At 62.1% G+C, this 23,433-nt stretch carries 24 protein-coding genes and 1 other RNA gene; 12 read left to right on the top strand and 13 right to left on the bottom strand.

Going from position 1 to position 23,433, the window contains the following annotated elements; translation table 11 throughout:
* Positions 1-282 precede the first annotated feature (282 nt).
* Positions 283-936 carry a gamma-glutamylcyclotransferase gene (locus ACS5Q8_RS28090; RefSeq protein WP_276195378.1) on the top strand — a complete coding sequence of 218 codons (654 nt, stop codon included), beginning with the start codon at positions 283-285 and terminating at the stop codon, positions 934-936.
* Here the strand turns inward: ACS5Q8_RS28090 and glpT are convergent.
* Positions 933-2,270, bottom strand: coding sequence for a glycerol-3-phosphate transporter (glpT, locus tag ACS5Q8_RS28085; protein WP_247406189.1), 1,338 nt, complete (start codon positions 2,268-2,270; stop codon positions 933-935). The genes ACS5Q8_RS28090 and glpT overlap by 4 nt on opposite strands.
* Positions 2,271-2,580: 310 nt before the next feature.
* Positions 2,581-3,558 (bottom strand): NADPH:quinone oxidoreductase family protein, encoded by a 978-nt coding sequence (locus ACS5Q8_RS28080; protein ID WP_465159667.1) that lies wholly within the window; start codon positions 3,556-3,558, stop codon positions 2,581-2,583.
* Between the two features lie 150 nt (positions 3,559-3,708).
* Between ACS5Q8_RS28080 and ACS5Q8_RS28075 the strand changes: the two genes are divergently transcribed.
* On the top strand, positions 3,709-4,116 hold the full coding sequence (locus ACS5Q8_RS28075) for a flagellar basal body-associated protein FliL (protein ID WP_247407849.1): 408 nt from the start codon (positions 3,709-3,711) through the stop codon (positions 4,114-4,116).
* 96 nt (positions 4,117-4,212) lie between these two features.
* Here the strand turns inward: ACS5Q8_RS28075 and ACS5Q8_RS28070 are convergent, their stop codons facing one another.
* The 4 genes from ACS5Q8_RS28070 to ACS5Q8_RS28055 form a co-directional block, all read right to left on the bottom strand.
* Positions 4,213-5,331: an ABC transporter permease gene (locus ACS5Q8_RS28070; RefSeq protein WP_247407850.1), complete on the bottom strand. Its 1,119-nt coding sequence runs from the start codon at positions 5,329-5,331 to the stop codon at positions 4,213-4,215.
* Positions 5,331-8,057: a ribosome-associated ATPase/putative transporter RbbA gene (gene rbbA, locus ACS5Q8_RS28065; RefSeq protein ID WP_465159666.1), complete on the bottom strand. Its 2,727-nt coding sequence runs from the start codon at positions 8,055-8,057 to the stop codon at positions 5,331-5,333. The genes ACS5Q8_RS28070 and rbbA overlap by 1 nt, the downstream gene beginning before the upstream one ends.
* Positions 8,054-9,019, bottom strand: a complete 966-nt coding sequence (locus tag ACS5Q8_RS28060) for an HlyD family secretion protein (RefSeq protein WP_276195373.1) — start codon at positions 9,017-9,019, stop codon at positions 8,054-8,056. The genes rbbA and ACS5Q8_RS28060 overlap by 4 nt, the downstream gene beginning before the upstream one ends.
* Before the next feature lie 139 nt (positions 9,020-9,158).
* Complete coding sequence (locus ACS5Q8_RS28055; RefSeq protein ID WP_276195372.1) at positions 9,159-9,608, bottom strand: EVE domain-containing protein; 450 nt, start codon at positions 9,606-9,608, stop codon at positions 9,159-9,161.
* Between the two features lie 195 nt (positions 9,609-9,803).
* Between ACS5Q8_RS28055 and ACS5Q8_RS28050 the strand changes: the two genes are divergently transcribed.
* Positions 9,804-9,953 (top strand): hypothetical protein, encoded by a 150-nt coding sequence (locus tag ACS5Q8_RS28050; RefSeq protein ID WP_426099931.1) that lies wholly within the window; start codon positions 9,804-9,806, stop codon positions 9,951-9,953.
* Between the two features lie 7 nt (positions 9,954-9,960).
* Here ACS5Q8_RS28050 and ACS5Q8_RS28045 read toward each other — a convergent pair whose 3' ends face one another.
* The 4 genes from ACS5Q8_RS28045 to ACS5Q8_RS28030 form a co-directional block, all read right to left on the bottom strand.
* Positions 9,961-10,590, bottom strand: a complete 630-nt coding sequence (locus tag ACS5Q8_RS28045) for a 5-formyltetrahydrofolate cyclo-ligase (protein WP_276198010.1) — start codon at positions 10,588-10,590, stop codon at positions 9,961-9,963.
* A gap of 57 nt (positions 10,591-10,647) precedes the next feature.
* A non-coding RNA gene (gene ssrS, locus ACS5Q8_RS28040) (6S RNA) lies at positions 10,648-10,826 on the bottom strand.
* A 30-nt stretch (positions 10,827-10,856) separates the two neighbouring features.
* Positions 10,857-11,174: a cell division protein ZapA gene (locus ACS5Q8_RS28035; protein WP_247405663.1), complete on the bottom strand. Its 318-nt coding sequence runs from the start codon at positions 11,172-11,174 to the stop codon at positions 10,857-10,859.
* Positions 11,171-11,380, bottom strand: coding sequence for a TIGR02449 family protein (locus ACS5Q8_RS28030; RefSeq protein ID WP_247405660.1), 210 nt, complete (start codon positions 11,378-11,380; stop codon positions 11,171-11,173). Before ACS5Q8_RS28030 ends, ACS5Q8_RS28035 begins: the two co-directional genes overlap by 4 nt.
* A 138-nt stretch (positions 11,381-11,518) precedes the next feature.
* On the opposite strand from ACS5Q8_RS28030, the gene ACS5Q8_RS28025 reads away from it, so the two are divergent.
* From ACS5Q8_RS28025 to gcvH, 9 genes are all read left to right on the top strand, one after another.
* Positions 11,519-12,076, top strand: a complete 558-nt coding sequence (locus ACS5Q8_RS28025) for a YecA/YgfB family protein (protein WP_443694019.1) — start codon at positions 11,519-11,521, stop codon at positions 12,074-12,076.
* A gap of 37 nt (positions 12,077-12,113) precedes the next feature.
* Entirely contained in the window at positions 12,114-13,436 is a 1,323-nt protein-coding gene (gene pepP, locus ACS5Q8_RS28020; RefSeq protein ID WP_276195369.1) for a Xaa-Pro aminopeptidase, read from the top strand.
* Positions 13,433-14,620, top strand: a complete 1,188-nt coding sequence (gene ubiH / locus ACS5Q8_RS28015; protein ID WP_443697786.1) for a 2-octaprenyl-6-methoxyphenyl hydroxylase — start codon at positions 13,433-13,435, stop codon at positions 14,618-14,620. The genes pepP and ubiH overlap by 4 nt, the downstream gene beginning before the upstream one ends.
* Positions 14,613-15,098, top strand: coding sequence for a DUF4442 domain-containing protein (locus ACS5Q8_RS28010; RefSeq protein WP_276195368.1), 486 nt, complete (start codon positions 14,613-14,615; stop codon positions 15,096-15,098). The genes ubiH and ACS5Q8_RS28010 overlap by 8 nt, the downstream gene beginning before the upstream one ends.
* Positions 15,099-15,107: 9 nt before the next feature.
* Positions 15,108-16,325: a 2-octaprenyl-3-methyl-6-methoxy-1,4-benzoquinol hydroxylase gene (locus tag ACS5Q8_RS28005; protein WP_276198009.1), complete on the top strand. Its 1,218-nt coding sequence runs from the start codon at positions 15,108-15,110 to the stop codon at positions 16,323-16,325.
* Positions 16,326-16,482: 157 nt separating this feature from the next.
* Positions 16,483-17,487 carry an extracellular solute-binding protein gene (locus ACS5Q8_RS28000; protein WP_276195367.1) on the top strand — a complete coding sequence of 335 codons (1,005 nt, stop codon included), beginning with the start codon at positions 16,483-16,485 and terminating at the stop codon, positions 17,485-17,487.
* Between the two features lie 143 nt (positions 17,488-17,630).
* Entirely contained in the window at positions 17,631-19,247 is a 1,617-nt protein-coding gene (locus ACS5Q8_RS27995; protein WP_426099932.1) for an ABC transporter permease, read from the top strand.
* A 156-nt stretch (positions 19,248-19,403) separates the two neighbouring features.
* Positions 19,404-20,486, top strand: a complete 1,083-nt coding sequence (gcvT, locus tag ACS5Q8_RS27990; protein WP_465159665.1) for a glycine cleavage system aminomethyltransferase GcvT — start codon at positions 19,404-19,406, stop codon at positions 20,484-20,486.
* A gap of 51 nt (positions 20,487-20,537) precedes the next feature.
* Positions 20,538-20,924, top strand: a complete 387-nt coding sequence (gcvH, locus tag ACS5Q8_RS27985) for a glycine cleavage system protein GcvH (protein WP_276195364.1) — start codon at positions 20,538-20,540, stop codon at positions 20,922-20,924.
* A gap of 42 nt (positions 20,925-20,966) precedes the next feature.
* Here gcvH and ACS5Q8_RS27980 read toward each other — a convergent pair whose 3' ends face one another.
* The 3 genes from ACS5Q8_RS27980 to ACS5Q8_RS27970 all read right to left on the bottom strand — a co-directional run bounded on the left by ACS5Q8_RS27980 (position 20,967) and on the right by ACS5Q8_RS27970 (position 23,427).
* The gene (locus ACS5Q8_RS27980; protein WP_276195363.1) at positions 20,967-22,106 is read right to left on the bottom strand and encodes a DegT/DnrJ/EryC1/StrS family aminotransferase; all 1,140 of its coding nucleotides are present in this window, start codon (positions 22,104-22,106) and stop codon (positions 20,967-20,969) included.
* Between the two features lie 156 nt (positions 22,107-22,262).
* Entirely contained in the window at positions 22,263-22,928 is a 666-nt protein-coding gene (locus tag ACS5Q8_RS27975) for an outer membrane protein (RefSeq protein WP_276195362.1), read from the bottom strand.
* A 184-nt stretch (positions 22,929-23,112) separates the two neighbouring features.
* On the bottom strand, positions 23,113-23,427 hold the full coding sequence (locus ACS5Q8_RS27970) for a DUF2388 domain-containing protein (protein WP_003176799.1): 315 nt from the start codon (positions 23,425-23,427) through the stop codon (positions 23,113-23,115).
* Between the last annotated feature and the right edge of the window lie 6 nt (positions 23,428-23,433).

Genomic DNA, 23,433 nt, shown 5'->3' with positions numbered 1-23,433 from the left:
GGGATGACCTCGATTAGTCGGTATGAGGGGCGGCTAGGTGGGTCGTGATGTGGAGACTATTTTGAAGGTTGTGCGCGCACCCAGGCTGAACCGGGGCTGAAAGTAGCGGGATTGGCGCCCTGAATCCTGACGAATGGGTGGAACCACGCCCCAGCCCCAGGGCAACTCGGCCGATTAGCACTTTTTCGCCATACGGTTACAGCGGCGGGTTCTATTACGGTAAAGTTACTTACAATTGGTAATAGATTCTCGTAGCCGCACAGGAGACCTCAGCGATCCGCCATGACCGCCATTGAATCCGATCTTTTGCAATTGGCTTACCCTCCGCAGCTCGATCTGGGGCCGCAACTCACTCACGAACAGTTGATGAGCTCGATGCAGGCCACCATGGCCCGGCATAAGGGTGGGCCGGTCTGGCTATTCGCTTACGGTTCGCTGATCTGGCGGCCTGAGTGTTCATCGACCGAGCGGGTGCGGGCACGGGTCCATGGGTATCACCGCGGTTTGTACCTGTGGTCCCACGAGCATCGGGGTACGCCGGAAATACCCGGGTTGGTCTTCGGCCTGGATCGCGGGGGTTCGTGCAGCGGTTTTGCCTACCGCCTGCCGGAAGACCAACTGGAGGCCTCGCTTTACGCCTTGTGGCAGCGCGAAATGCCTTACCCTTCCTATCGGCCGCACTGGCTCAGTTGCCGTCTGGAAGATGGCAGTCGGGTGCAGGCGCTGGGGTTTGTATTGGAGCGGCACCTGCCGAGCTACGCCGGCAATCTGCCCGACATCGTGCTCAGCCACGTGCTGCAAAGCGCTTGCGGGCGTTACGGCACTACGCGCGATTATGTCGAGCAGACCGTTAACGCCCTGCGTAGCCACGCCATGCCAGACAAAAACCTGGAGGCGCGGCTCAAGCGTTGTGCCAAGGATTGCTCAGGCGATTAACGCGCCGAGCTGACACTGTTGGTGTGCCACAACGTCGGGATCAGGCACGCGATCGCCAGCAGGCACGCGCCGACCAGCAGCACAAAGCCGCCGTCCCAGCCGAAGTGGTCCACGGTGTAGCCCATGGCCGCACTCGCCGCCACCGAACCGCCCAGGTAACCGAACAGGCCGGTGAAGCCCGCAGCCGTACCGGCGGCTTTTTTCGGCGCCAGTTCCAGCGCCTGTAGGCCGATCAGCATCACCGGGCCGTAGATCAGGAAACCGATCGAGAACAGCGCGATCATGTCGACCATCGGGTTGCCCGGCGGGTTGAGCCAGTACACCAGGGTCGCAACGGTCACCAGCGCCATGAACACGATACCGGTCAGGCCACGGTTGCCGCGGAAGATCTTGTCCGACATCCAGCCGCACAGCAGCGTGCCCGGAATACCTGCCCACTCGTAGAAGAAATATGCCCAGGACGACTTGTCGACCGTGAAGTGCTTGGCTTCTTTCAAGTAGGTCGGTGCCCAGTCCAACACGCCGTAGCGCAACAGGTAGACGAACACGTTGGCAAAGGCGATGTACCAGAGCATTTTGTTGTGCAGCACGTACTTGACGAAGATTTCCTTGGCGCTGAATTCGTCTTCGTGGCTGGCGTCGTAGCCTTCCGGATAATCGTTTTTGTACTGCTCAATCGGCGGCAGGCCGACCGATTGCGGGGTGTCGCGCATGGTGATGAAGGCGAATGCCGCCACCAGTAACGCAACCGTTGCCGGCACATAGAACGCGGCATGCCAGTCATTGAACCAGGCCATGCCGAGCAGGAACAACGGGCCGATCAGGCCGCCGCCGACGTTGTGCGCCACGTTCCACACGGACACCACGCCACCGCGTTCCTTCTGCGACCACCAATGCACCATGGTCCGTCCGCTCGGCGGCCAACCCATGCCCTGGGCCCAACCGTTGATGAACAGCAAAATGAACATCATGGTCACGCTGGACGTCGCCCAAGGCGCGAAACCGAAAATGAACATCACTCCCGCCGATACCAGCAGGCCGAAGGGCAGGAAGTAGCGCGGGTTGGAGCGGTCGGACACCAGGCCCATGAGGAACTTGGACAGGCCGTAGGCAATCGCGATCGCCGACATCGCCAGGCCCAGTTCACCACGGGTGTAACCCTCGTCGATCAGGTAGGGCATGGCCAGGGAGAAGTTTTTACGCAGCAGGTAGTACCCGGCGTAACCGAAGAAAATACCGGCGAAGATCTGCCAGCGCAGCCGTCGGTAGGTACTGTCTATTTTTTCTTCAGGCAGGGGCGCCTGATGCACGGCAGGACGAAAGAAAGCAAACATTCAAGAGCTCCAGATTTCTTGTTTTGACAGCGGATGCGAATGTTACAGTTTCGTTACCGAAAATAGCATCGCGTCTTACGTGCAAACACAAGAAATATGAGCAAACGCATGTTCTCTTACGAACATGTCGTGAATGGGCAAGTGATGGTCGCAGTTGGCGTCTGCAGGACACTGGAGATCAAAATGTGGGAGGGGCGGTGCGACGATTCGACTTGCCCCCGATGACAGTGGGTCAGTGAATACATCTGTTGACTGAACCAACGCCATCGGGGGCAAGCCCCCTCCCACATTTGAGCGCGTTTCACCTCTGTCAGCGGGTCTGGACGACAACCTTGCCGACGGCCTTGCGCTGCCCCAGGTCATTGATCGCCCGGGCAGCCTGCTCAAGTGGGTACACCTGCGACACCAGCGGTTTCAACTTGCCCTCGGCATACCAACCAAACAGCTGCTGGAAGTTCGCCGCATTGTCCTGTGGCTGGCGCTGGGCGAACGAGCCCCAGAACACCCCGACTACGGCCGCACCCTTGAGCAGCGCCAGGTTCACCGGCAGCTCTGGAATACGCCCGCTGGCAAAACCCACCACCAGCAGGCGGCCGTTCCAGGCGATGGCGCGGATGGCCTGATCAAACAGGTCGCCGCCCACCGGGTCGTAGATCACATCGGCGCCGTTGCCGTCGGTCAGGCGCTTGACCTCATCTTTCAGGCTGGCTTCGCTGTAGTTGATCAGCTCATCGGCGCCGGCGGCCTTGGCCACCGCCAGTTTGTCGGCGCTGCTGGCGGCGGCGATCACGCGGGCGCCCATGGCCTTGCCGATTTCCACGGCGGCCAGGCCCACGCCACCGGAGGCGCCGAGGACCAGCAGGGTTTCGCCGGGTTGCAGGTTGGCCCTTTGTTTCAGGGCATGCATCGAGGTGCCATAGGTCATGCTGAACGCGGCTGCGGTGTTGAAGTCCATGCTGGGCGGGATCGGCAGCACGTTATAGCCGGGCACCGCGACCTGCTCGGCAAAACTGCCCCAGCCGGTCAGCGCCATCACGCGGTCACCGACCTTCAGATGGCTGACTTTTTCGCCCACTTCACTGACCACCCCCGCCGCTTCGCCCCCCGGTGAGAACGGGAAGGGCGGTTTGAACTGGTACTTGCCCTCGATGATCAGGGTGTCCGGGAAGTTGACCCCGGCGGCGTGCACGTCCAGCAGGATTTCGTTCTTCTTGATCGCCGGGCTGGCGATCTCTTCCAGCACCAGGTTTTCGGCGGGGCCGAAGGCTTTGCACAGCACAGCTTTCATCGGACTATTCCTTTTGGCGTCGTGGCCGATAAGTGTAGGAGGGTGCGCCCGTGGGTCAACAAGCATGCCCGGGCCTGATAAGTCGCCATAAGCTTGTGCTCTGCCCTGCTAGCGTTATGCTACTGGGCAACAGAATGTGAGGAATGAACTGTGAAAGCGTGGATTTTGTTGATGCTCGCCCTGACCTTGCCGATGGCGGCCCAGGCCCAAGAGGCGAAAGAAGGCGAGGCGCCGAAGGTCAGCTATATCAGCCTGGCCCCGCCGCTCGTGGGCAACTATGGCCTGGATGGCACGGCCAAGCTCAAGGTGTACAAGGCCGATATCGCCCTGCGCGTGACCGGCACCGAAGCGGCTGCCGCCGTCAAAGCCAACGATGCGTTGATTCGTAATCAACTGGTGGCGCTGTTCACCCAGCAAACCAACGAGAGCATGAGCACCGTTGAAGGCAAGGAAAAACTGCGCCAGGAAGCCCTGAAGCAAACCCAGCAAGTGATGAACGACGAAACCGGCAAGCCGATGGTGGAAGACCTGTTGTTCAACAACCTGATCATCCAATAGTCGCTGTACGGCGATCGCAAGCAGGCACGCGCGCACATCGGAACGCGTTCCAAATGTGGCAGCGGGCTTGCTCGCGATCGCGGCCATGCAGACACCTCAAGACGCCAGGCTCTTCCTGAACCGCGCCAACGCCACCGCAAAGAACAGCAAGCCAATCCCCGCCAGCGCCAGCAAATCTGGCCACACCACACTCACGCCCGCATCGCGGAACAGGATCGCCGCGCTCAGGCTCACAAAGTGCGTCGACGGCGACCCCTGCATCACCCACTGCAACCACTCGGGCATGCTGTCCAGCGGCGTACTGCCGCCGGAGAGCAACAGCATCGGGATGATCACCGGGATCGCCAGCAAGCCGAACTGCGGCGTCGAGCGGGCGAGGGTGGCGAGGAATATCCCCAGGGCGGTGCTGGCAAACAGGTACAGCGCGGTCACGAACAGAAACAGGCTCAGCGACCCGGCCAGCGGCACGCCGAGCATGCCCTTGACCACCACTTCCAGGGACAGCCAGGTACACAGCACCACCACCAGCATGTTGCTCCAGATTTTCGCCAGCATGATTTCCAGCGCCGTCAGCGGCAGCACCAGCAAATGGTCGAGGGTGCCGTGTTCGCGCTCGCGCAGCAGCGCGGTGCCGGTGAGCACGATGGCGAGGATGGTGATGTTGTTGACGATCTGGATGACCGCGAGGAACCAGCCACCTTCCAGATTGGTATTGAACAGCGCCCGCGTCGTCAGCAGCGCCGGCGCTTTGCTGGCGGAGTCGGCCTGGCCGCTGTAGGTCAGCAGCTCACGTTGGAAAATCCGCGAGATGTAGCCGGCGCCCATGAAGGCCTGGCTCATCGCGGTGGCATCGACGTTCACCTGCACGCCGGGCTCGCGACCGGCCAACAGGTCGGCCTGGAAATTCGCCGGTACGTTGATCACGAAGGTGTACTGGCCGCTGTCCATGACCTTATCCAACTGGTCATACGCCAACGGCACGGGTGACTGGAACTCGGGCGGCTGCAACGCCTCGGCCATCTGCCGTGAGAGCGAACTGTGGTCCTCGTCGATAAACGCCACGCTGGCGTTATGCACACCAATCACCGAGCCGGCCGCAGGCATATAGATCGCGACGGTGAAGGCATAGAACAGAAACAACAGCAGCACGCTGTCGTGGCGCAGGCTGGTCAGTTCCTTGATCCCCAGGCGCAGGATGTGCGCGAACTTATGCATCAAGCCTCCTGCTTCTTCAGCATGATCAGGCTAAGCCCGGTAAACCCGAGGAAAAACCCGAACAGCGCCAGGCATTGCGGCCACAGTTGGCGCAGGTCGAGGGCCTTGGTGAACGTGCCCACCGCGATATCGAGAAAGTGCCCCGCCGGAAACAGCATGCCCATCACCGCCGCCGCACCTTCCAGGGACGAACGCGGCACGATCAGCCCGGAGAACTGAATGGTCGGCAGGCTGGTGATGATCATGGTGCCGAGGATCGCCGCGATCTGGGTGCGGGTGAACGCGGAAATCAGCAGGCCCATGCTGGTGGTGGCGAGCACGTACAGCAGGCCGCCGAACGCCAGGGTCAGGGCGCTGCCCTTGAACGGCACGCCGAACAGCCAGCGGTTCATCGCGGCCAGCACGGCCAGGTTGACCAGGCTCACGGCCAGGTACGGCGCCTGTTTGCCCAGCAGGAACTCCAGGCGGGTCAGCGGCGTGGCATAGAAGTTGGTGATCGAGCCCAGCTCTTTCTCGCGCACGATACCGAGCGCAGTCAGCATCGCCGGGATGAAGGCGAGGATCAGTGCCATCACGCCTGGGCCGATGGCGTTCACGCTGACCACATCCTGGTTGTAGCGAAAGCGGGTTTCGAGCTTGGCCGCGCTTTGGCTGTTCAACGGCTGGCTGCTCAGTTCGGACAGTTGCTGCAGGTTGGCCTGGTGGACCGCTTCTACATAGTTACGGCTGGTTTCTGCGCGAAACGGCATGCCGCCGTCGAGCCAGGCGGCCACGCTGGGTTGGCGGCCGGCGTAGAGGTCGCGGCCAAAACCGGGCGGGATTTCCAGGGCCAGTTTGATTTCCGAGCGTTGCAGGCGCCGGTGCAGTTCGTTGGCATCCTGGATGGGTGTTTGTTCGGCGAAGTAGCGCGAGCTGCGGAACGCTTCCAGATAGGCGCGACTTTGTGGGGTCTGGTCCTGGTCGTAGACGGCAAAGGCGAGGTTTTCCACATCCAGGGAAATGCCGTAGCCGAAGATCACCATCATGAACATCGCCCCGAGCAGGGCGAAGGCCATGCGCACCTTGTCGCGCAGCAGTTCCTTGCCTTCACGGCTGGCCACGGCCAACAGGCGCGACAGGCTGAACCCGCGCTTGCTCACGGGCGGTGGGCTGGTTTCGCTGACGGTAGCGGTGGGTGCGTTGGGCGCGGCGGGTTCGGCTTCGCCCTGGGCTTGCTCCAGGCATGTGACGAACGCGGCTTCGAGGGTGTCGCCGTGGAATTGCTGCTGCAGCGCGTCGGGCGTGTCGCAGGCCAGCACCTTGCCCGCGTGCATCAGGGAGATGCGGTCACAACGCTGGGCTTCGTTCATGAAGTGGGTGGACAGAAAGATCGTCACCCCTTGTTTGCGCGACAGTTCGATCAGCAGCCGCCAGAAGTCATCCCGCGCCGCCGGGTCGACGCCCGAGGTCGGTTCATCGAGGATCAGCACTTCGGGGCGGTGCAGCACCGCCACGGCCAACGACAAGCGCTGACGCAGGCCGAGGGGCAGCTCGCCCGACGGCTGCTCGGCCACCTCGCCGAGGTCGAAACGCTGGATCAGCTCATCGATCCGCTTGCCACTGTCGGCTTTGGGCAAATCGAACAACTGCGCGTGCAGCACCAGGTTCTGCAGCACGCTGAGTTCGCCGTACAGCGAAAAGCTCTGCGACATGAAGCCCACGCGCTTGCGGGTGGCCAGGTCCTTGGCGTTCACCGGGTTGCCCAGCAGCGTGGCAGTGCCCTCAGTGGCCGGCATCAGGCCGGTGAGGACTTTCATGGTGGTGGTCTTGCCGCAGCCGTTGGAGCCGAGGAAACCGAAAATCTCGCCGCGGCCGATGGCAAAGCTGACGTTATCGACCGCCGTGAAGTCGCCAAAGCGCAGGGTCAGGTTGTGGGCTTCGATGGCGATATCGGTGCTGTTGCTTGCGCGCGCAGGGATAACCAGCGGTTGGTTGTCATGGGCGCTGTCGCCCTGGAAGTGGGTGAAGGCCTCATCCAGCTTGCCGCTGGGGGTTGCTGCGGCGAGCTCACTGCTCAAACCGTCGGCGATCAGTTTGCCGCGGTCAAGCATCAGGCAATGTTCAAACTGCTCGGCTTCTTCCATGTAGGCCGTGGCCACCAGCAGCGTCAGTTGTGGGCGCTCGCTGCGAACGGTTTCGACCAGTTCCCAGAAGCGCCGACGTGACAGCGGGTCGACCCCGGTGGTGGGCTCGTCGAGGATCAGCAGGTCCGGGTCATGGATCAGCGCGCAGCACAGGCCGAGTTTCTGCTTCATCCCGCCGGAGAGTTTGCCGGCCGGGCGGTCGGCGAAGCGCTCAAGGTCGGTGGCCAGCAGCAGGCTGTGCATGCGCTGGTCGCAATCGGCTTTGGTCAGGCCGAACAGCGTCGCGAAGAAGCGGATGTTTTCGCTGATGGACAGTTCGGGGTACAGGTTGCCGCCCAGGCCTTGGGGCATGAAGGCGATGCGCGGGTAGAGGCTGTTGCGGTGGTGGCGGTCGGCGATGGAGCCGCCGAGCACCTCCAGTTGGCCGTCCTGGAGTTTTTTAACCCCGGCGATCAAGCCCAGCAGGCTCGACTTGCCCGCGCCATCCGGGCCGATCAGCCCGCAGCGCGTGCCAGCGGGCAGGCTGAAGGCGATATCGACCAGCGCCTGTTGCTTGCCGTAGCGGTGCTGGATGCCCGTGGCGTGCAGCGCCAGATCGGTCATTGCAGGTTAGCCGGCCAGTCGATGTCAGCCGTGCGCACGTAGCCGGCGCCGGGCATGCCCGGTTTGGCCTGCGGCACGGCGCTGGGGTGGGTCAGGCGCAGTTTGACGCGAAACACCAATTTCTGGCGTTCATCGCGGGTTTCTACCTCTTTGGGCGTGAACTGCGATTTGGCCGCGACGAAGCTGATTTTGGCCGGCAGCGATTGGTCGGGAAGCGCGTCGAGGAGGATGCGCGCGTCGCTGCCGACGGTCAGGGCGCCGGTCACCGAGGCGGGCAGGTAGAGGTTCATGTATTGATCTTCGGGATCGATCAGCAGCAAGACGCGGCCGCCCGCGCCGAGCACTTCGCCCGGCTCGGCCAGGCGCAGTTGGATAATGCCGTCGATGGGCGCACGCAGGCTGCTGTCATCGATTTCGCTGGTGAGCTGCGCCACCTGGGCCTGGGCGGCACCGATGGCGGCCTTGGCCGAATTGACCTGGGCCTGGGCGGCAACCACGGCCGCATTGCCGGTGTTCTGGCGCGCCTGCTGCTGGTCGATCAACTGGCCGCTGGCGAAGCCACGCTTGTACAGCTCCTGGGTTCGCTTGAGTTCCTGGTGGGCGAGCAGTTGTTCGCTCTGGCGCAATTGCACATTGGCTTCGGCGGCGGCGAGGTTTTCCTTGGCGCGCAGCACTTCGGCTTCGGCCTGGGCGCGCTGGGCTTCCAGGGTGCGCGTGTCCATGCGCGCCAGCAGTTGGCCCTTGAGGACCTTGTCGCCTTCATCCACTCGCACTTCGTCCAGCCGCCCGGGGATCTTGGCGGCAATCTGCACTTCGGTCGATTCCAGGCGGCCATTGCCCATGCTCAAGCCTTCGGGCAGGCGGTCCTGGGTGGATTTCCAGTAACCGAAACCGCCGGCGGCGAGCAGCAACACAATCAGGAGGGTGGCAAACAACTGGGAGGTGCGATGGTTCGTCGACATGGTTGCTTCCTGCGGTGTTAGCGTCCTAGTCTGACCGGTTCGGCCCGAGGGCGCTTGATACGGGTCAAATGAAGCGCAAGCCTAACCCGGTTGCGGTGCAGATGCATGCGTTGGGCGCGTGACTGTAAGGTTCTGCTGTTTAGCGCAGCGCGAGTACCGCTGACCATTGCTCGGCGGTCACCGGCATCACCGAGAGACGGCTGCCTTTTTGCACCAGCGGCAGTTCGGCCAGTGCGGTTTGTTGCTTCAGATAGCCCAGGCCGAGTACCTTGGGAAACGTCTGGACGTGGGCCACGTTGATCGCGCTCCACGGGTTTTTGTCCGGGCCGGCCTTGGCGTCGAAATAGTGGCTGGAAGGGTCCAGCGCGGTGGGGTCGGGATACGCCGCCGCGACGATTTTGCCGATGCCGGCAATGCCAGGCTCCGGGCAACTGGAGTGGTAGAAGAAAAACGCATCGCCCACCGCCATCGCGCGCAGAAAGTTGCGCGCTTGATAGTTGCGAACCCCATCCCATGGCGTTTCGCCGAGGTGTTCCAGGCCGGTAATGGAAAGTTCGTCGGGCTCGGATTTCATCAGCCAGTAGGCCATTGGGCGGCTCCTGAAAAAGGCGTTGGACAGGTTGTCGGGCAATTGCATGACAAACCGACGGTCGGTTGGCGTCAAGGTTTGCGTGTTGGTTCACGTTAACGCAGAATGCCGGGATTTTAAGCTTGACGCAGCTGCAACGGACTACTTTGGAACGTTGTTGTCATCGTGTACGAGGTGCCTGAAGGGGGGCAATCGATGCAACGTAAACCGGATTTACTATGGATATTGGTTATTTTGTTTGGTCTGGGCGTCGTGACCACCGGGTATGCGCAGAGCTTGTGGTCGAACAAGACCGATGCGCCCATTGAGCTGACTCAGCAGCCGCCACAACCGTTCAAGCGTTAACCCTTCTTCAGGGCGTCGCAGGTTCCAGCGACGCCTGCGCGATATACCATTTCTTATCGGTGACGGTGCCCGCCAACGGCACATCCCAGCTCGCCTGCACCAATCGTTCGACTTTCTGACATTCATGGGCCAGGCCCAACAGCGTCGGCTTGCGCCAGTGCTGGCGGCGCGCCAGGTAAGCCAGGCTGCGGTCATAAAAGCCGCCGCCCATGCCCAGGCGCCCACCCGCGTCATCGAACCCAACCAATGGCAATAACACCAGATCCAGCGCCCAGACCTTGCGCTGGCGGCGGACATTCGTGCGTGGTTCAAGAATGCGAAAGCGATTGGGCAGCAGCTTCTCCCCAGGCCGAACACGCTGGAACACCATCTTGGTCCGTGGCCAGGCGCTGAGCACCGGCAGGTAGGTGGCCTTGCCCCGCCGCTGGGCCGCACGCAGCAGCAAGCGCGGATCGATTTCACCGTCCGTCGGTAGATACAGGGAAATATGTTTGGCCCGGCGAAACAGCGGGTGCTGTGCCAGTTGCCGATACACGCCTTGGGCGGCTTCGCGTTGCTCGCTCGGCGTGAGGGCGCGGCGGGCGTTGCGCAACATGCGTCGAAGTTGCGGACGGGAAAGCGGCGCAGGTTCGGTCATGGTTTTTCGGCTCATAAAACAATGCCAGTCCTGGGACTGGCATTGAGTTTGGGATTCAGGCTCCCCGACAGAACCGCTGTCGACTAAGCCCTTGAACCCGAAAGTTCAAGGTGGAAGATGCAGTAGGCTTTAAGGCTTTCCGTCTAGCGGACATGCACACCAGCCAAACGTGCAACTTCCAGGGTAGTGCGAATCGGCTCCGGGACATCGCCGACTGGCAAGCACGCCAGGGAGTGGGGCGAGTATACCTTAAACGGGCGCGGCAATCAGCCCTTGGGTGCCTCGGAATCGTTGGACAGTGCCAGGTCCACACGCTCCAGTAGGTCACGCACCTGCTCGCGCGTCGAGCCGCTGGCCTGTACGTCAGGGCGCTCCTGCTTGTGCAGCAAATCGTGGGTGATATTCAGCGCGGCCATCACGGCGATGCGGTCGGCGCCGATTACTTTGCCGCTGCTGCGGATTTCACGCATCTTGCCATCCAGGTAGCGGGCGGCGCTCACCAGGTTGCTGCGCTCTTCCTGGGGGCAAATGATCGAATATTCTTTGTCGAGAATCTGCACGGTGACGCTATTGCTTGAACTCATGAGTCTTGCTCCAGGGCCTTCAGGCGCGAAATCATCGATTCGACCTTACGCCGGGCGATTTCGTTTTTTTCAATGAGGTGAGCGCGTTCCTCGCGCCAGGTCTTTTCCTGAGCTAATAGGAGTCCGTTTTGCCTCTTTAGTTGCTCGACCCGATCAATTAGCAATTCGAATCTGGCCATCAGCGCTTGCAGGTCGGTGTCTTCCATTGGGTTCCACTGGATTTGTCTGATGAATGGCAACTGCAGGATAAACGATCTGACGCCCTTGATAGTCTTGGTACGTCTGCCGGTGCTAGGATACAGCGCTCCATTCTAGACATTGCGCCGTCTGGCGCCTAGCTCACCATGCCCATTCAGAACTCCCCGTATGATGCTTTTACCAAACTGCTGAGCACCAGCGGTCATCCTTGCTCGCCTGCCGAACTGCACGGCGTGTTGCTGGGCCGCAGTTGCACCGGTGTTGGCTTTGACGCCGACAACTGGTTGGCCGATGTGGCCGAACTGCTGGAAACCGAACCCACCGAGAACGTGCGTAACGCGCTGATCGGCCTGCAGGAAATGGTCAAGGGCGAGCTGACCGGTGATGACGTCACCGTGGTTCTGCTGCTGCCGACCGACGATGCACCGCTCACCGAGCGCGCTGCCGCGCTGGGCCAATGGTGCCAGGGCTTCCTCCACGGTTTTGGCGTGAACGCCAGCGGCCTGGAGCTGAGCACCGACGCCAAGGAAGTGCTGCAGGACCTGGCCGCCATCTCCCAGGTGCAAGATGCCCTGGAAGAATCCGAAGACGGTGAAGGCGACTACATGGAAGTCATGGAGTACCTGCGCGTCGCGCCGTTGCTGCTGTTCACCGAGACCCGCAAGTCCGCTGAACCGGTCGCGGCTAAGCCGTCGTTGCACTAAGGCTGTCACTGCACCAAGAAAGGAAACCCATCTGCCCATGATCCATATCCCGAAAGCGGAATACACCCGTCGCCGCAAGGCGCTCATGGCGCAGATGGTGCCCAACAGCATCGCGATTCTACCGGCCGCTGCCGTGGCCATCCGCAACCGTGATGTCGAACATGTCTACCGCCAGGACAGCGATTTCCAGTACCTGAGCGGCTTCCCCGAGCCCCAGGCGGTGATCGTGCTGATGCCCGGTCGCCAGCACGGCGAGTACGTGCTGTTCTGTCGCGAACGCAATGCCGAGCGCGAACTGTGGGACGGCCTGCGCGCAGGCACCGAAGGCGCGGTGCGTGATTTCGGCGCCGACGATGCCTTCCCCATCACCGATATCGACGACATCCTCCCCGGCCTGATCGAAGGCCGCGACCGGGTGTATTCGGCCATGGGCAGCAATGCCGAGTTCGACCGGCACCTGATGGAGTGGATCAACGTCATCCGCTCTAAAGCGCACCTGGGCGCCCAGCCGCCGAACGAATTTGTTGCCCTGGATCATCTGCTCCACGACATGCGCCTGTATAAATCGGCGGCGGAAGTGAAGGTGATGCGTGAAGCTGCGCGAATTTCCTGCGCGGCCCACGTGCGGGCCATGCAGGCCAGCCGCGCTGGCTTGCATGAGTTCAGCCTCGAAGCCGAGCTGGATTACGCGTTCCGCAAAGGCGGCGCGAAGATGCCGGCCTATGGCTCCATCGTCGCTGCTGGGCGCAACAGCTGCATCCTGCATTACCAGCAGAATGACGCGCTGCTCAAGGACGGTGATCTGGTGCTGATCGACGCCGGTTGTGAGATCGACTGCTACGCCAGCGACATCACCCGCACCTGGCCGGTCAACGGCACGTTCTCGCCCGAGCAAAAGGCGATCTATGAAGTCGTGCTGGCCTCCCAGGAAGCCGCCTTCGCCGAGATTGCACCGAACAAGCATTGGAACCAGGCCCATGAGGCCACCGTGCAGGTCATCACCGCCGGGCTGGTGAAGCTGGGTTTACTGCAAGGTGACGTTGACGAACTGATCGCTAGCGAAGCCTACAAGCCTTTCTATATGCACCGCGCCGGCCACTGGCTGGGGATGGATGTGCATGATGTCGGCGAGTACAAAGTGGGCGGTGAATGGCGTGTGCTGGAAGTCGGCATGGCGTTGACCGTGGAGCCGGGGATCTATATTTCGCCGGACAACCAGAACGTGGCAAAGAAATGGCGTGGCATTGGCGTGCGCATCGAGGACGACGTGGTAGTGACCAAACAAGGCTGTGAGATTCTGACCAGCGGCGTGCCCAAGACCGTCGCCGACATCGAAGCGTTGATGGCGGCCGCCCGATGAGCCGGGTCAACCTGGCCATTATCGGCGGCGGCCTGGTGGGCGCCAGCCTGGCGTTGGCGTTGCAGGCCGGGGCCAAGGCGCGGGGCTGGAAGATCGTACTGATCGAACCCTTCGCGCCGGGCGACAGCTACCAGCCGAGCTACGACGCTCGCTCTTCGGCGCTGTCCTATGGCGCACGGCAGATTTATCAGCGTTTGGGCCTGTGGCAGGCCATCTCCCGCCGCGCCGAACCGATCAAGCAGATTCATGTGTCGGACCGCGGGCGCTTCTCCACTGCGCGTTTGTCCGCCATGGAAGAGGGCGTGCCGGCCCTCGGCTACGTAGTGGAAAACGCCTGGCTCGGCCAATGCCTGTGGCAAGGCCTGGATAAGGACGTGGTCAGTTGGCGCTGCCCGGCTGAAGTCACGCGCATGGAGCCGTTGCCCGACGGCTATCGCCTGACCCTCAACGACGAAACCGTGCTCGAGTGTGACCTTGCCGTGCTGGCCGACGGCGGTCGCTCCGGCCTGCGTGAGCAATTGGGTATCGCCGTGAAAGCCCGCCCGTACAACCAGAGCGCGCTGATCGCCAATATCACCCCGAGCGAAGCCCACAACGGCGAAGCCTTCGAGCGTTTCACCGACGACGGCCCGATGGCCCTGCTGCCGCTGCCGGACAACCGCTGCGCGTTGGTCTGGACCCGTGCCGGCATGGACGCGCAGCGTCTGGCCAACCTGGATGAGCGCAGTTTCCTCAGTGAATTGCAGGGCGTGTTCGGCTACCGCCTGGGCACCTTGAAGCAAGTCGGGGCGCGGCATCTGTACCCGCTGACCCTGGTGGAAGCCGAAGAACAAGTACGTTCGCACCTGGCGATCCTCGGCAATGCCGCCCACAGCCTGCACCCGATTGCGGGGCAGGGTTTCAACCTGTCCCTGCGCGATGCGAGTGCCCTGGCCGAGGCCTTGCTGGCCGGGCCAGCGGTGCCGGGTGACCTGGCGACCTTGCAGGCATATCGCGAGCGGCAGCGCATGGATCAGAAGCTGACCGTGGGCTTCTCCGATCAGGTCACGCGCCTGTTCGGCAGCGCCCAGCCGCTGGTCGCGCTGGGGCGCAACATGGGCTTGCTGGGTCTGGATTTGCTACCGCCGGCCAAACGCTGGTTCGCCCGTCAAGCCATGGGCCTGGGCACGCGTCCGGATGCGTAAGTGGCTGATCGCCCGTCTGGGCAAAGCGCGCTTGTTGCGTTGGGTCATGAGTGTGTATCCGCCGTATTTGGGCGCGGGGGTTCGCGTGCAGCAGATGAGCGCGGATTTCCGGCATGTCAAAGTGCGCATGGGCCTGGGCTGGTACAACCGTAACTACGTCGGTACGCAATTCGGCGGCAGCCTGTATTCGATGGTCGACCCGTTCTACATGTTGATGCTGATGGAGAACCTGGGCCGCGACTACATCGTCTGGGACAAGGCCGCGAGCATCGACTTCATCTCGCCGGGCAAAGGCCCGGTGTATGCCGAATTTTCCATCGACGATGCCTTGCTGGATGAGGTTCGTCGACAGACGGAGGGCGGCGAGAAGTACTTGCCCCACCTCAAGGTCCAGATTCATGACGGCTCCGGCACCCTGGTGGCGCGGGTCGACAAAACCCTTTACGTGCGGCGCAAGCCGCGAGCGAGACAGGCTTAAAGCATGGACATGCGCGCAGATGTGCTGATTGTCGGGGCCGGAATGGTCGGGAGCGCCCTGGCGCTGGCGTTGCAGGGCAGTGGCCTGCAGGTGCTGTTGCTGGATGGCAGCCCGCTGAGCGTCAAGCCGTTCGAGCGTGACGCTGCCTTCGAGCCACGGGTGAGCGCCTTGTCGGTCGCCAGCCAGCGCATCCTTGAGCGCCTTGGCGTGTGGGACGGCATCGTCGAACGGCGCGCCAGCCCGTATGGCGAGATGCAGGTGTGGGACGGCAGTGGCACCGGGCAGATCCATTTTTCGGCGGCCAGCGTGCATGCCGAAGTGCTCGGGCATATCGTCGAAAACCGCGTGGTCCAGGATGCCTTGCTCGATCGCCTGCACGACTGCGACCTGGGCCTGCTGGCCAATGCGCGCCTGGAACAGATGCGCCGCTCCGGCGATGACTGGCTGCTGACCCTGGCCGACGGCCGCACGCTGCGCGCGCCGCTGGTGGTCGCGGCCGATGGCGCCAACTCCGCAGTACGTCGTTTGACCGGCACCGCGACCCGCGAATGGGATTACCTGCACAACGCTATCGTCACCAGCGTGCGCAGCAGCCAGCCGCACCAGCGCACAGCTTGGCAACGCTTTACCGACACCGGCCCGCTGGCGTTTTTACCACTGGTGCGCGATGGGCAGGAGGACTGGTGTTCGATCGTCTGGTCGACCACGCCGGTTGAGTCCGCGCGCCTGATGGCGTTGGATGATGAACACTTCTGCCGTGAGCTGGAGCGCGCCTTCGAAGGGCGGCTGGGCACGGTGCTCAGCGCCGACCCGCGCGTGTGCGTGCCATTGCGCCAGCGCCACGCCAAACGTTATGTGGCCGAAGGCCTGGCGTTGATCGGTGACGCGGCCCATGTGATCCACCCGTTGGCGGGGCAGGGCGTGAACCTGGGTTTTCTCGACGCGGCCGTGCTGGCCGAGGTGCTGTTATCGGCGACCGAACGCGGTGAACGCCTGGCGGATGTGAAAGTACTGAGCCGCTATGAGCGTCGGCGCATGCCGCATAACCTGGCGCTGATGGCGGCGATGGAAGGTTTCGAGCGCTTGTTCCAGGCCGATCAACTGCCGTTGCGTTGGCTGCGCAATGCCGGCTTGAAGGTGGTCGACCAGATGCCGGAAGCCAAGGCGATCTTCGTGCGCCAAGCCCTTGGCTTGACCGGGGATCTGCCGGAGCTGGCCAAACCCTGACACACAATACAGTGCCTTGTGGGCGCCGGGCGTGCCCGCGATGAACTGCCGATCGCGGTCGTGCAACATCTCGTAACTCCTCCGCTGAGTGTTTGATTGAGATGCTAAATGTGAGTCCTTATCATTTGTGCTCTTTTGTTCACGAGAGACCGCACCCATGTCGGCACCCAAGCGCCTCCTGACTGCCCTGGCACTCACCCTCATCGGCAGCTCCACCGTGCAGGCGGCCGACGAAGTCGTGGTCTACTCCTCGCGCATCGACGAACTGATCAAGCCGGTGTTCGATGCCTACACCCAGAAAACCGGGGTGCAGGTGAAGTTCATCACCGACAAGGAAGCCCCTCTGATGCAGCGCATCAAGGCCGAGGGCGAAAACGCTACCGCCGACCTGCTGCTCACCGTGGACGCCGGCAACCTCTGGCAGGCCGAGCAGATGGGCATCCTGCAACCGTTCACCTCCAAGGTGATCGACGCCAATATTCCGCTGCAATACCGCTCGTCCACCCATGCCTGGACCGGGTTGAGCCTGCGTGCGCGGACCCTCGCCTATTCCACCGACCGGGTGAAGCCGGGCGAGCTGACCACCTACGAAGCCCTGGCCGACAAACAATGGGAAGGCCGCCTGTGCCTGCGCACGGCGAAAAAGGTCTACAACCAGTCGCTGACCGCCACCCTGATCGAAACCCATGGCGCGGCCAAGACCGAAGAAATCGTCAAGGGCTGGGTCAATAACCTGTCCACCGATGTGTTCTCCGACGATATCGCCGTGCTCGAAGCGATCAACGCCGGGCAGTGCGACGTTGGCATCGTCAACACTTACTACTACGGCCGCCTGCACAAGCAGAAGCCGAACCTGGCGGTGAAGCTGTTCTGGCCGAACCAGGGCGACCGTGGCGTGCATGTGAACCTATCCGGCATCGGCCTGACCAAGCACGCGCCGCACCCCGAAGCGGCCAAGGCGCTGGTGGAATGGATGACCACGCCTGAGGCGCAGAAGATTTTTGCCGACGTGAACCAGGAATTCCCGGCCAACCCGGTGGTGGCGCCGTCGGCTGAAGTGGCCAGTTGGGGCAAGTTCGTGGCGGACACCTTGCCGGTGGAAGTCGCGGGCAAGCGCCAGGCAGAGGCGATTCGCTTGATGGATCGGGCCGGCTGGAACTGAATGTGTCTGTGGGAGGGGGCTTGCTCCTGATGGCGGTCGGTCAGTCACTGATGAGGTGACTGGCACTGCGCTATCGGGAGCAAGCTCCCTCCCACACTGTTTTGTGTCTGTCTGTAGATCATCCTTTCCCAGGGAATTTGCTCTTGGCCCACTCCGCCCAACGCCGCTGGTACCTGCCGGTCTTCAGCGTCGCCGCCCTGGTGTTGCTGCCGCTGAGCGTGCTGTTGCTGTCCTGGCAAAGTATCGATGTGCAAATCTGGTCCCATCTGTGGGAAACCCAGATGCCGCGCCTGTTGGGCAATACCTTGACCCTGGTGCTCGGCGTTGGCGTCGGCGTGACCCTGTTGGGTGTGAGCCTGGCGTGGCTGACCAGCCTCTGCGAATTTCCCGGGCGGCGCTGGCTCGATTGGGCGCTGATGCTGCCGTTCGCGATCCCGGCGTATGTGCTGGCGTTTGTGTTTGTCGGCCTGCTGGACTTCGCGGGGCCGGTGCAAACCCTGCTGCGTGAAACATTCGGCAGCGGCTTGCGCCTGCCCCGCGTGCGCTCCACCGGTGGGGTGGTCGTCGTGTTGGTGCTGGTGTTTTATCCCTACGTTTATTTGCTGGCGCGCACGGCGTTCCTGGCCCAGGGCAAGGGCCTGATGGAAGCGGCGCGCGTGCTGGGGCAATCGCCCTGGCAAGCCTTCTGGCGCGTGGCCCTGCCCATGGCGCGGCCGGCGATTGGCGCCGGGGTGGCCCTGGCGCTGATGGAGACCTTGGCGGATTTCGGTGCGGTCTCGGTGTTCAACTTCGATACCTTCACCACCGCCATTTACAAGACCTGGTACGGCTTTTTCAGCCTGTCCAGCGCGGCCCAACTGGCCAGCCTGTTGCTGCTGGTGGTGATGCTGGTGCTTTACGGCGAGCGTCGTGCCCGCGGTGCCAGTCGGCCGAGCAATGAGCGGCCGCGCGGCAAGGCGCTGTATCACCTGCGCGGGTGGAAGGCGGCGGTGGCGAGTGGTTGGTGCGGCCTGGTGTTTGCCTGTGCCTTTGTCATTCCGATGCTGCAACTGGTCGCCTGGTTCTGGCAGCGCGGCCGCTTCGACCTGGACGAGCGCTATACGGGCCTGATCGTCCACACCCTCTACCTGGGCGGTATCGCGGCGCTGGTCACTGTCGGCGTGGCCCTGATCCTGGCCTTCGCCAACCGCCTGGCACCGACCCGGGCGATTCGTTCCGCCATCGGCCTGGCCAACGTCGGATATGCCTTGCCGGGCTCGGTACTGGCGGTGTCGATCATGTTGGCGTTCAGTTACCTGGACCGTGAATGGGTGGTGCCGTTGTCGGGCTGGCTCGGCGGCGCGGGCAAGCCCTTGTTGCTGGGCAGTTTGTCGGCCTTGGTGCTGGCGTATCTGGTGCGCTTCCTGGCGGTGGCTTACGGGCCGCTGGAAAACAGCTTGGCGCGTATTCGTCCATCGTTGCCCGAAGCGGCGCGCAGCCTTGGGGTGAGCGGCCCACGACTGTTTTGCAAAGTGTATCTTCCGTTATTGCTGCCGGGCACCCTGAGCGCCGCGTTGCTGGTGTTCGTCGACGTGCTCAAGGAAATGCCCGCGACCCTGCTGATGCGCCCGTTTGGCTGGGACACCCTGGCGGTGCGGATCTTTGAGATGACCAGTGAAGGGGAGTGGGCGCGGGCATCATTGCCAGCCTTGACCTTGGTGCTGGTCGGCCTGTTGCCGGTGGTTGGACTGATACGACGCTCCGCTCGACAAATCGGTTAGGTGCCAGTCCTACGGCTTGAGGCTACAATGCGCGGCATTCGGTACGCTCCGTGTTTCGGACCGGCTCGTTGGATGTGGCGGCAGGCCTTTTAATTCAAGGTGTTCAGCCCATCCCGCAGCCCTGCGTACCTTCGCCAAGCCCGGAAGGAGAAACCCATGGGACAGCGCACGCCTCTGTATGACCTGCATCTCGCCCTCGGCGCGAAAATGGTCGATTTTGGCGGTTGGGATATGCCTCTGCACTATGGCTCGCAAGTGGAAGAACACCATCAGGTGCGACGCGACTGCGGGGTGTTCGATGTATCTCATATGACCGTGATCGATGTCACCGGCCCCCAGGCCAAGGAATGGCTCCAGTACCTGCTGGCCAATGACGTCGACCGTTTGCATAGCTGCGGCCGTGCATTGTACAGCGCCATGCTCAACGAGCACGGTGGGGTGGTGGACGACATGATCGTCTACCGCACCGACACCGGTTATCGTCTGGTGGTCAACGCCGCCACCCGTGACCAGGACATGGCCTGGATGCAGGCGCAGTTGGGCACTTATCAGGCGCAACTGCACGAGCGTTCCGAACTGTCCATGCTCGCTATCCAGGGCCCCCACGCCCGGCAGAAAATCGCCGAGCTGGTGACTCAGTCGCGTGGCACCCTGATCCACCAGCTAAAGCCCTTCGAAGGCCAGGCCGACGGCGATTGGTTTATCGCCCGCACCGGCTACACCGGCGAAGACGGCCTGGAAATTGTCCTGCCAGCCGATCAGGCCCCAGGATTTTTCAACGATCTGGTGGGCGCGGGTATTTCACCCATCGGCCTCGGCGCCCGTGACACCCTGCGCCTGGAAGCCGGTATGAACCTGTATGGCCAGGATATCCACCAGGACGTTTCGCCCCTGGCGGCCAACATGGCCTGGAGCATTGCCTGGGAACCGGCCGAGCGCCGTTTCATCGGCCGCGCCGCGCTGGAAGCCGAACTGGCGGCCGGTGTGCAGACCAAATTGGTCGGTTTGGTGCTGGAAGAGCGTGGGGTTTTGCGCGCTCACCAGGTGGTTCGTATCGCCAATGTTGGCGAAGGGGAGATCACCAGTGGTAGTTTCTCTCCTACGCTGAGCAAATCCATTGCTTTGGCGCGTGTACCGACGGCGACAGCCGATCGGGCCGAAGTGGAAATCCGCGGCAAGTGGTATCCGGTTCGAGTGGTCAAACCGACCTTTGTGCGCCATGGTAAAACCTTGATCTAACTATTCCGGCAGGCCAATGGCCGCTGACATTTCTTCTTGAGGACATAGACTATGAGCGATATCCCTGCCGGCCTGCGTTTTGCCGAAAGTCATGAATGGGCCCGTTTGGAAGCCGACGGCACCGTCACCGTCGGGATCTCCGACCATGCCCAGGAAGCCTTGGGTGATGTGGTGTTTGTAGAGTTGGCCGAAGTCGGCAAAGTGTTTGCGGCGGGTGACACGGCGGGTGTCGTGGAGTCGGTTAAAGCGGCTTCTGATATCTACTCGCCAGTTGCTGGCGAAGTGATTGCGGTTAACGAAGAACTGGGTGGCAGCCCTGAGTTGCTGAACACCGACCCTTACGGCGCTTGGATCTTCAAGCTCAAGCCAAGCAGCGTTGACGCCGACCTGGCCAAATTGCTCGATGCTGACGCCTACAAGGCCGCCATCGGCGAGTGATTCCGCTGCAGGAGCCGGTCACCCGGCTCCTGCAACTGGCTTTCAGCGTTTCAACACGGCCTTCACGGCCGCTACCGAGCGTTCCACATCCGCCTCTGTCATCGCCGTGAACATCGGCAACGACACGATCAAACGCCCAACACGCTCCGCCACCGGGAACATGCCTTCCTTGAAACCCTGTGCCCGATACAGGCTCAACAGGTGGATCGGCGGGTAGTGATAGCCAATGCCGACGCCGTGGGCCTGCATCTGCTCCATGAATGTGGCACGGGCGGGCAGACCGTCCTGGCGCTCCGGCAGGACCAGTTGGAACAGGTGCCAGTTGCTGTTTTCGAAATCTGCCGGTGGCAGTTGCGCGCCGGATTGTTCTTCAAAATCACTGCCGAAGCACTTGAAGTAGTGCCGCGCCAGGTTCTGGCGGTGAGCGGTGATCTCCTGGATATGGGCAAATTGCCCCAGGCCGATGGCGGCGGCGATGTCGGTCATGTTGAACTTGCCGCCCAGCACATCCACGTCCAGGCCGTCGAAGCCGGTGCGGGTGACGCCCTGCAAGCGGTACTTCTCTGCCAGGCGTGCTTCGTCGGCGTTGTTCAACACCAGGCAGCCGCCCTCGGAAGAGGTGATGTTCTTGTTCGCCTGGAAGCTGAACGACACGAAGTCGCCGGTGGAGCCGATCCGCTCACCGTTCCAGCTCGAACCCAGTGCCTGGGCGGCATCCTCAACGATACGCAGGTTGTACTTGTTGGCCAGTGCGTAAAGCATCGGCATATCCACGGGCAGGCCGGCCAGGTACACCGGGATGATCGCTTTGGTGCGCGGGGTAATGGCCGCTTCGACCTGGGCCAAGTCGATATTGCGGGTTACCGGGTCGATATCGGCAAACACCGGCGTGGCGCCGACTTCCAGAATCACGTTGGCCGTGGCGACCCAGGAGATCGGCGTGGTGATGACTTCATCACCCGGCCCGATACCGGCGATGCGCAGGGCGATCTCCATGGTGCAGGTGCCCGAGTTGAAGGTGCGTACCGGTCGCCCGCCAAAGTATTCCGACAACTGCGCTTCGAACGCCTGCACTTTCGGCCCGCTGGTGATCCAGCCTGAACGGAGTACATCACCGACCGCCGAGATGGTGGCTTCATCAATGGTAGGTTTGGAAAATGGCAGAAAGGGCTGTTGGCTCATGACGACGAAGGCATCCGTTTCAGATAGACGATGAGAGAAGGCGTATCAATACCGGCATGGTTGCACGGCTTGACTGAATATAGCCTGTCTTCTGTGAATGAAACGTCACCCAAACGGCGAAAATACCGCATTGAACGCGGCATTTTCTGCTGCGAGTCAGAAGGAAACGCGCGCCTCCAGAAACATATTCTGCTCTTTGAGCTTGCCTTTGAGCTGCTCATCCCGTGCGTTCACGCGGTTGGCGAAGGTGTTGTAGCCCGTTTCCACATCGCCCATGGCGATATAGCGATAGCCGGCGCCGAGGGTGAGTTGTTCGCTGATCTTGGCCTCCAGCCCCATGCCGACGCTGTAGGCGAAATTGTGCTGGCGGTTATTGGCAAAACGCCGGGTCTCGTTGGTTTGGTAGCCCTCGGCGCTAATCCGCGCCACCCCCACCCCGGCCATGCCGTAAAACGACAGCCAATCATTGATCGGGATGTCCTTGTAGCCATTGAGCATCAAGCGCTGGCTATGGACCTGCAGGCTGTTGACGTTGGCATTGAAGGGCGCCCAGTAGGATTTGAAGGTCGAATTCTTCGGCATGGTGTATTCCCCTTCCAGGCGCCAGCCATCGGCAAAGGCATAACCCGTGGCGAAAGAGGCGACGATAGACTTGCTGCTATCGGGCGCCTCCACCCGGTCGGTGACGCGTGGGCTGGTCAGTAGAGCGCTGGAGAGATTCTGGCGGGCGTGGTTGAGCTTTAACGACCCGTACCAGTTTTCTGCATGGGCGTAGGGGGTAAAGAGCGCAGAGAGCAGCAGCGCGTAGGCAAGTTTTTGCATGGAGGGGATTCGCTTGATGTAAAGGGAACCCTTAGCTTGTTGCCTAGCCCTTGAGGGTTCGACAGGACTTCTCTGTCAGCGGCTGGAAAAAATAGACTATCTGCGTAGTGCCCGGGGGCGATGACTGTAGGAAATGATCCAAAAAAAATGCCGCTCAGAAGCGGCATTTTTTATGGGGCGAGTCTTACTCGGTGACAGCGTTTTTCGCGAGGATAGCGTTGGCCAATTCCATGTCCGTGGCTTGGAGGCCAGGGTTGTCGGCGCGGACTTTCTGCATGGCGGCTTCCAGGTACGGGCCGCGGATGCCGCCGTCGCTGGCAACGAAGCTGCCTGCGTCGTCTTGGGCGGCAACCACCAGCTTGTGGTCCTTGAAGGTCAGGTACGTCGAGCCGGTTGTGGCGCCCGACGAGATGACATTGCGCCAGAAACTGTCGGCCATGGCTGAGCCGACAGGTAGGGAAAGCACAGCGAGGGTGGCGACAGCATATTTGAGACGCATGGCGGG

Source organism: Pseudomonas sp. PAMC25584, assembly GCF_058135675.1.
This window is presented reverse-complemented; position numbering and strand designations above follow the sequence as displayed.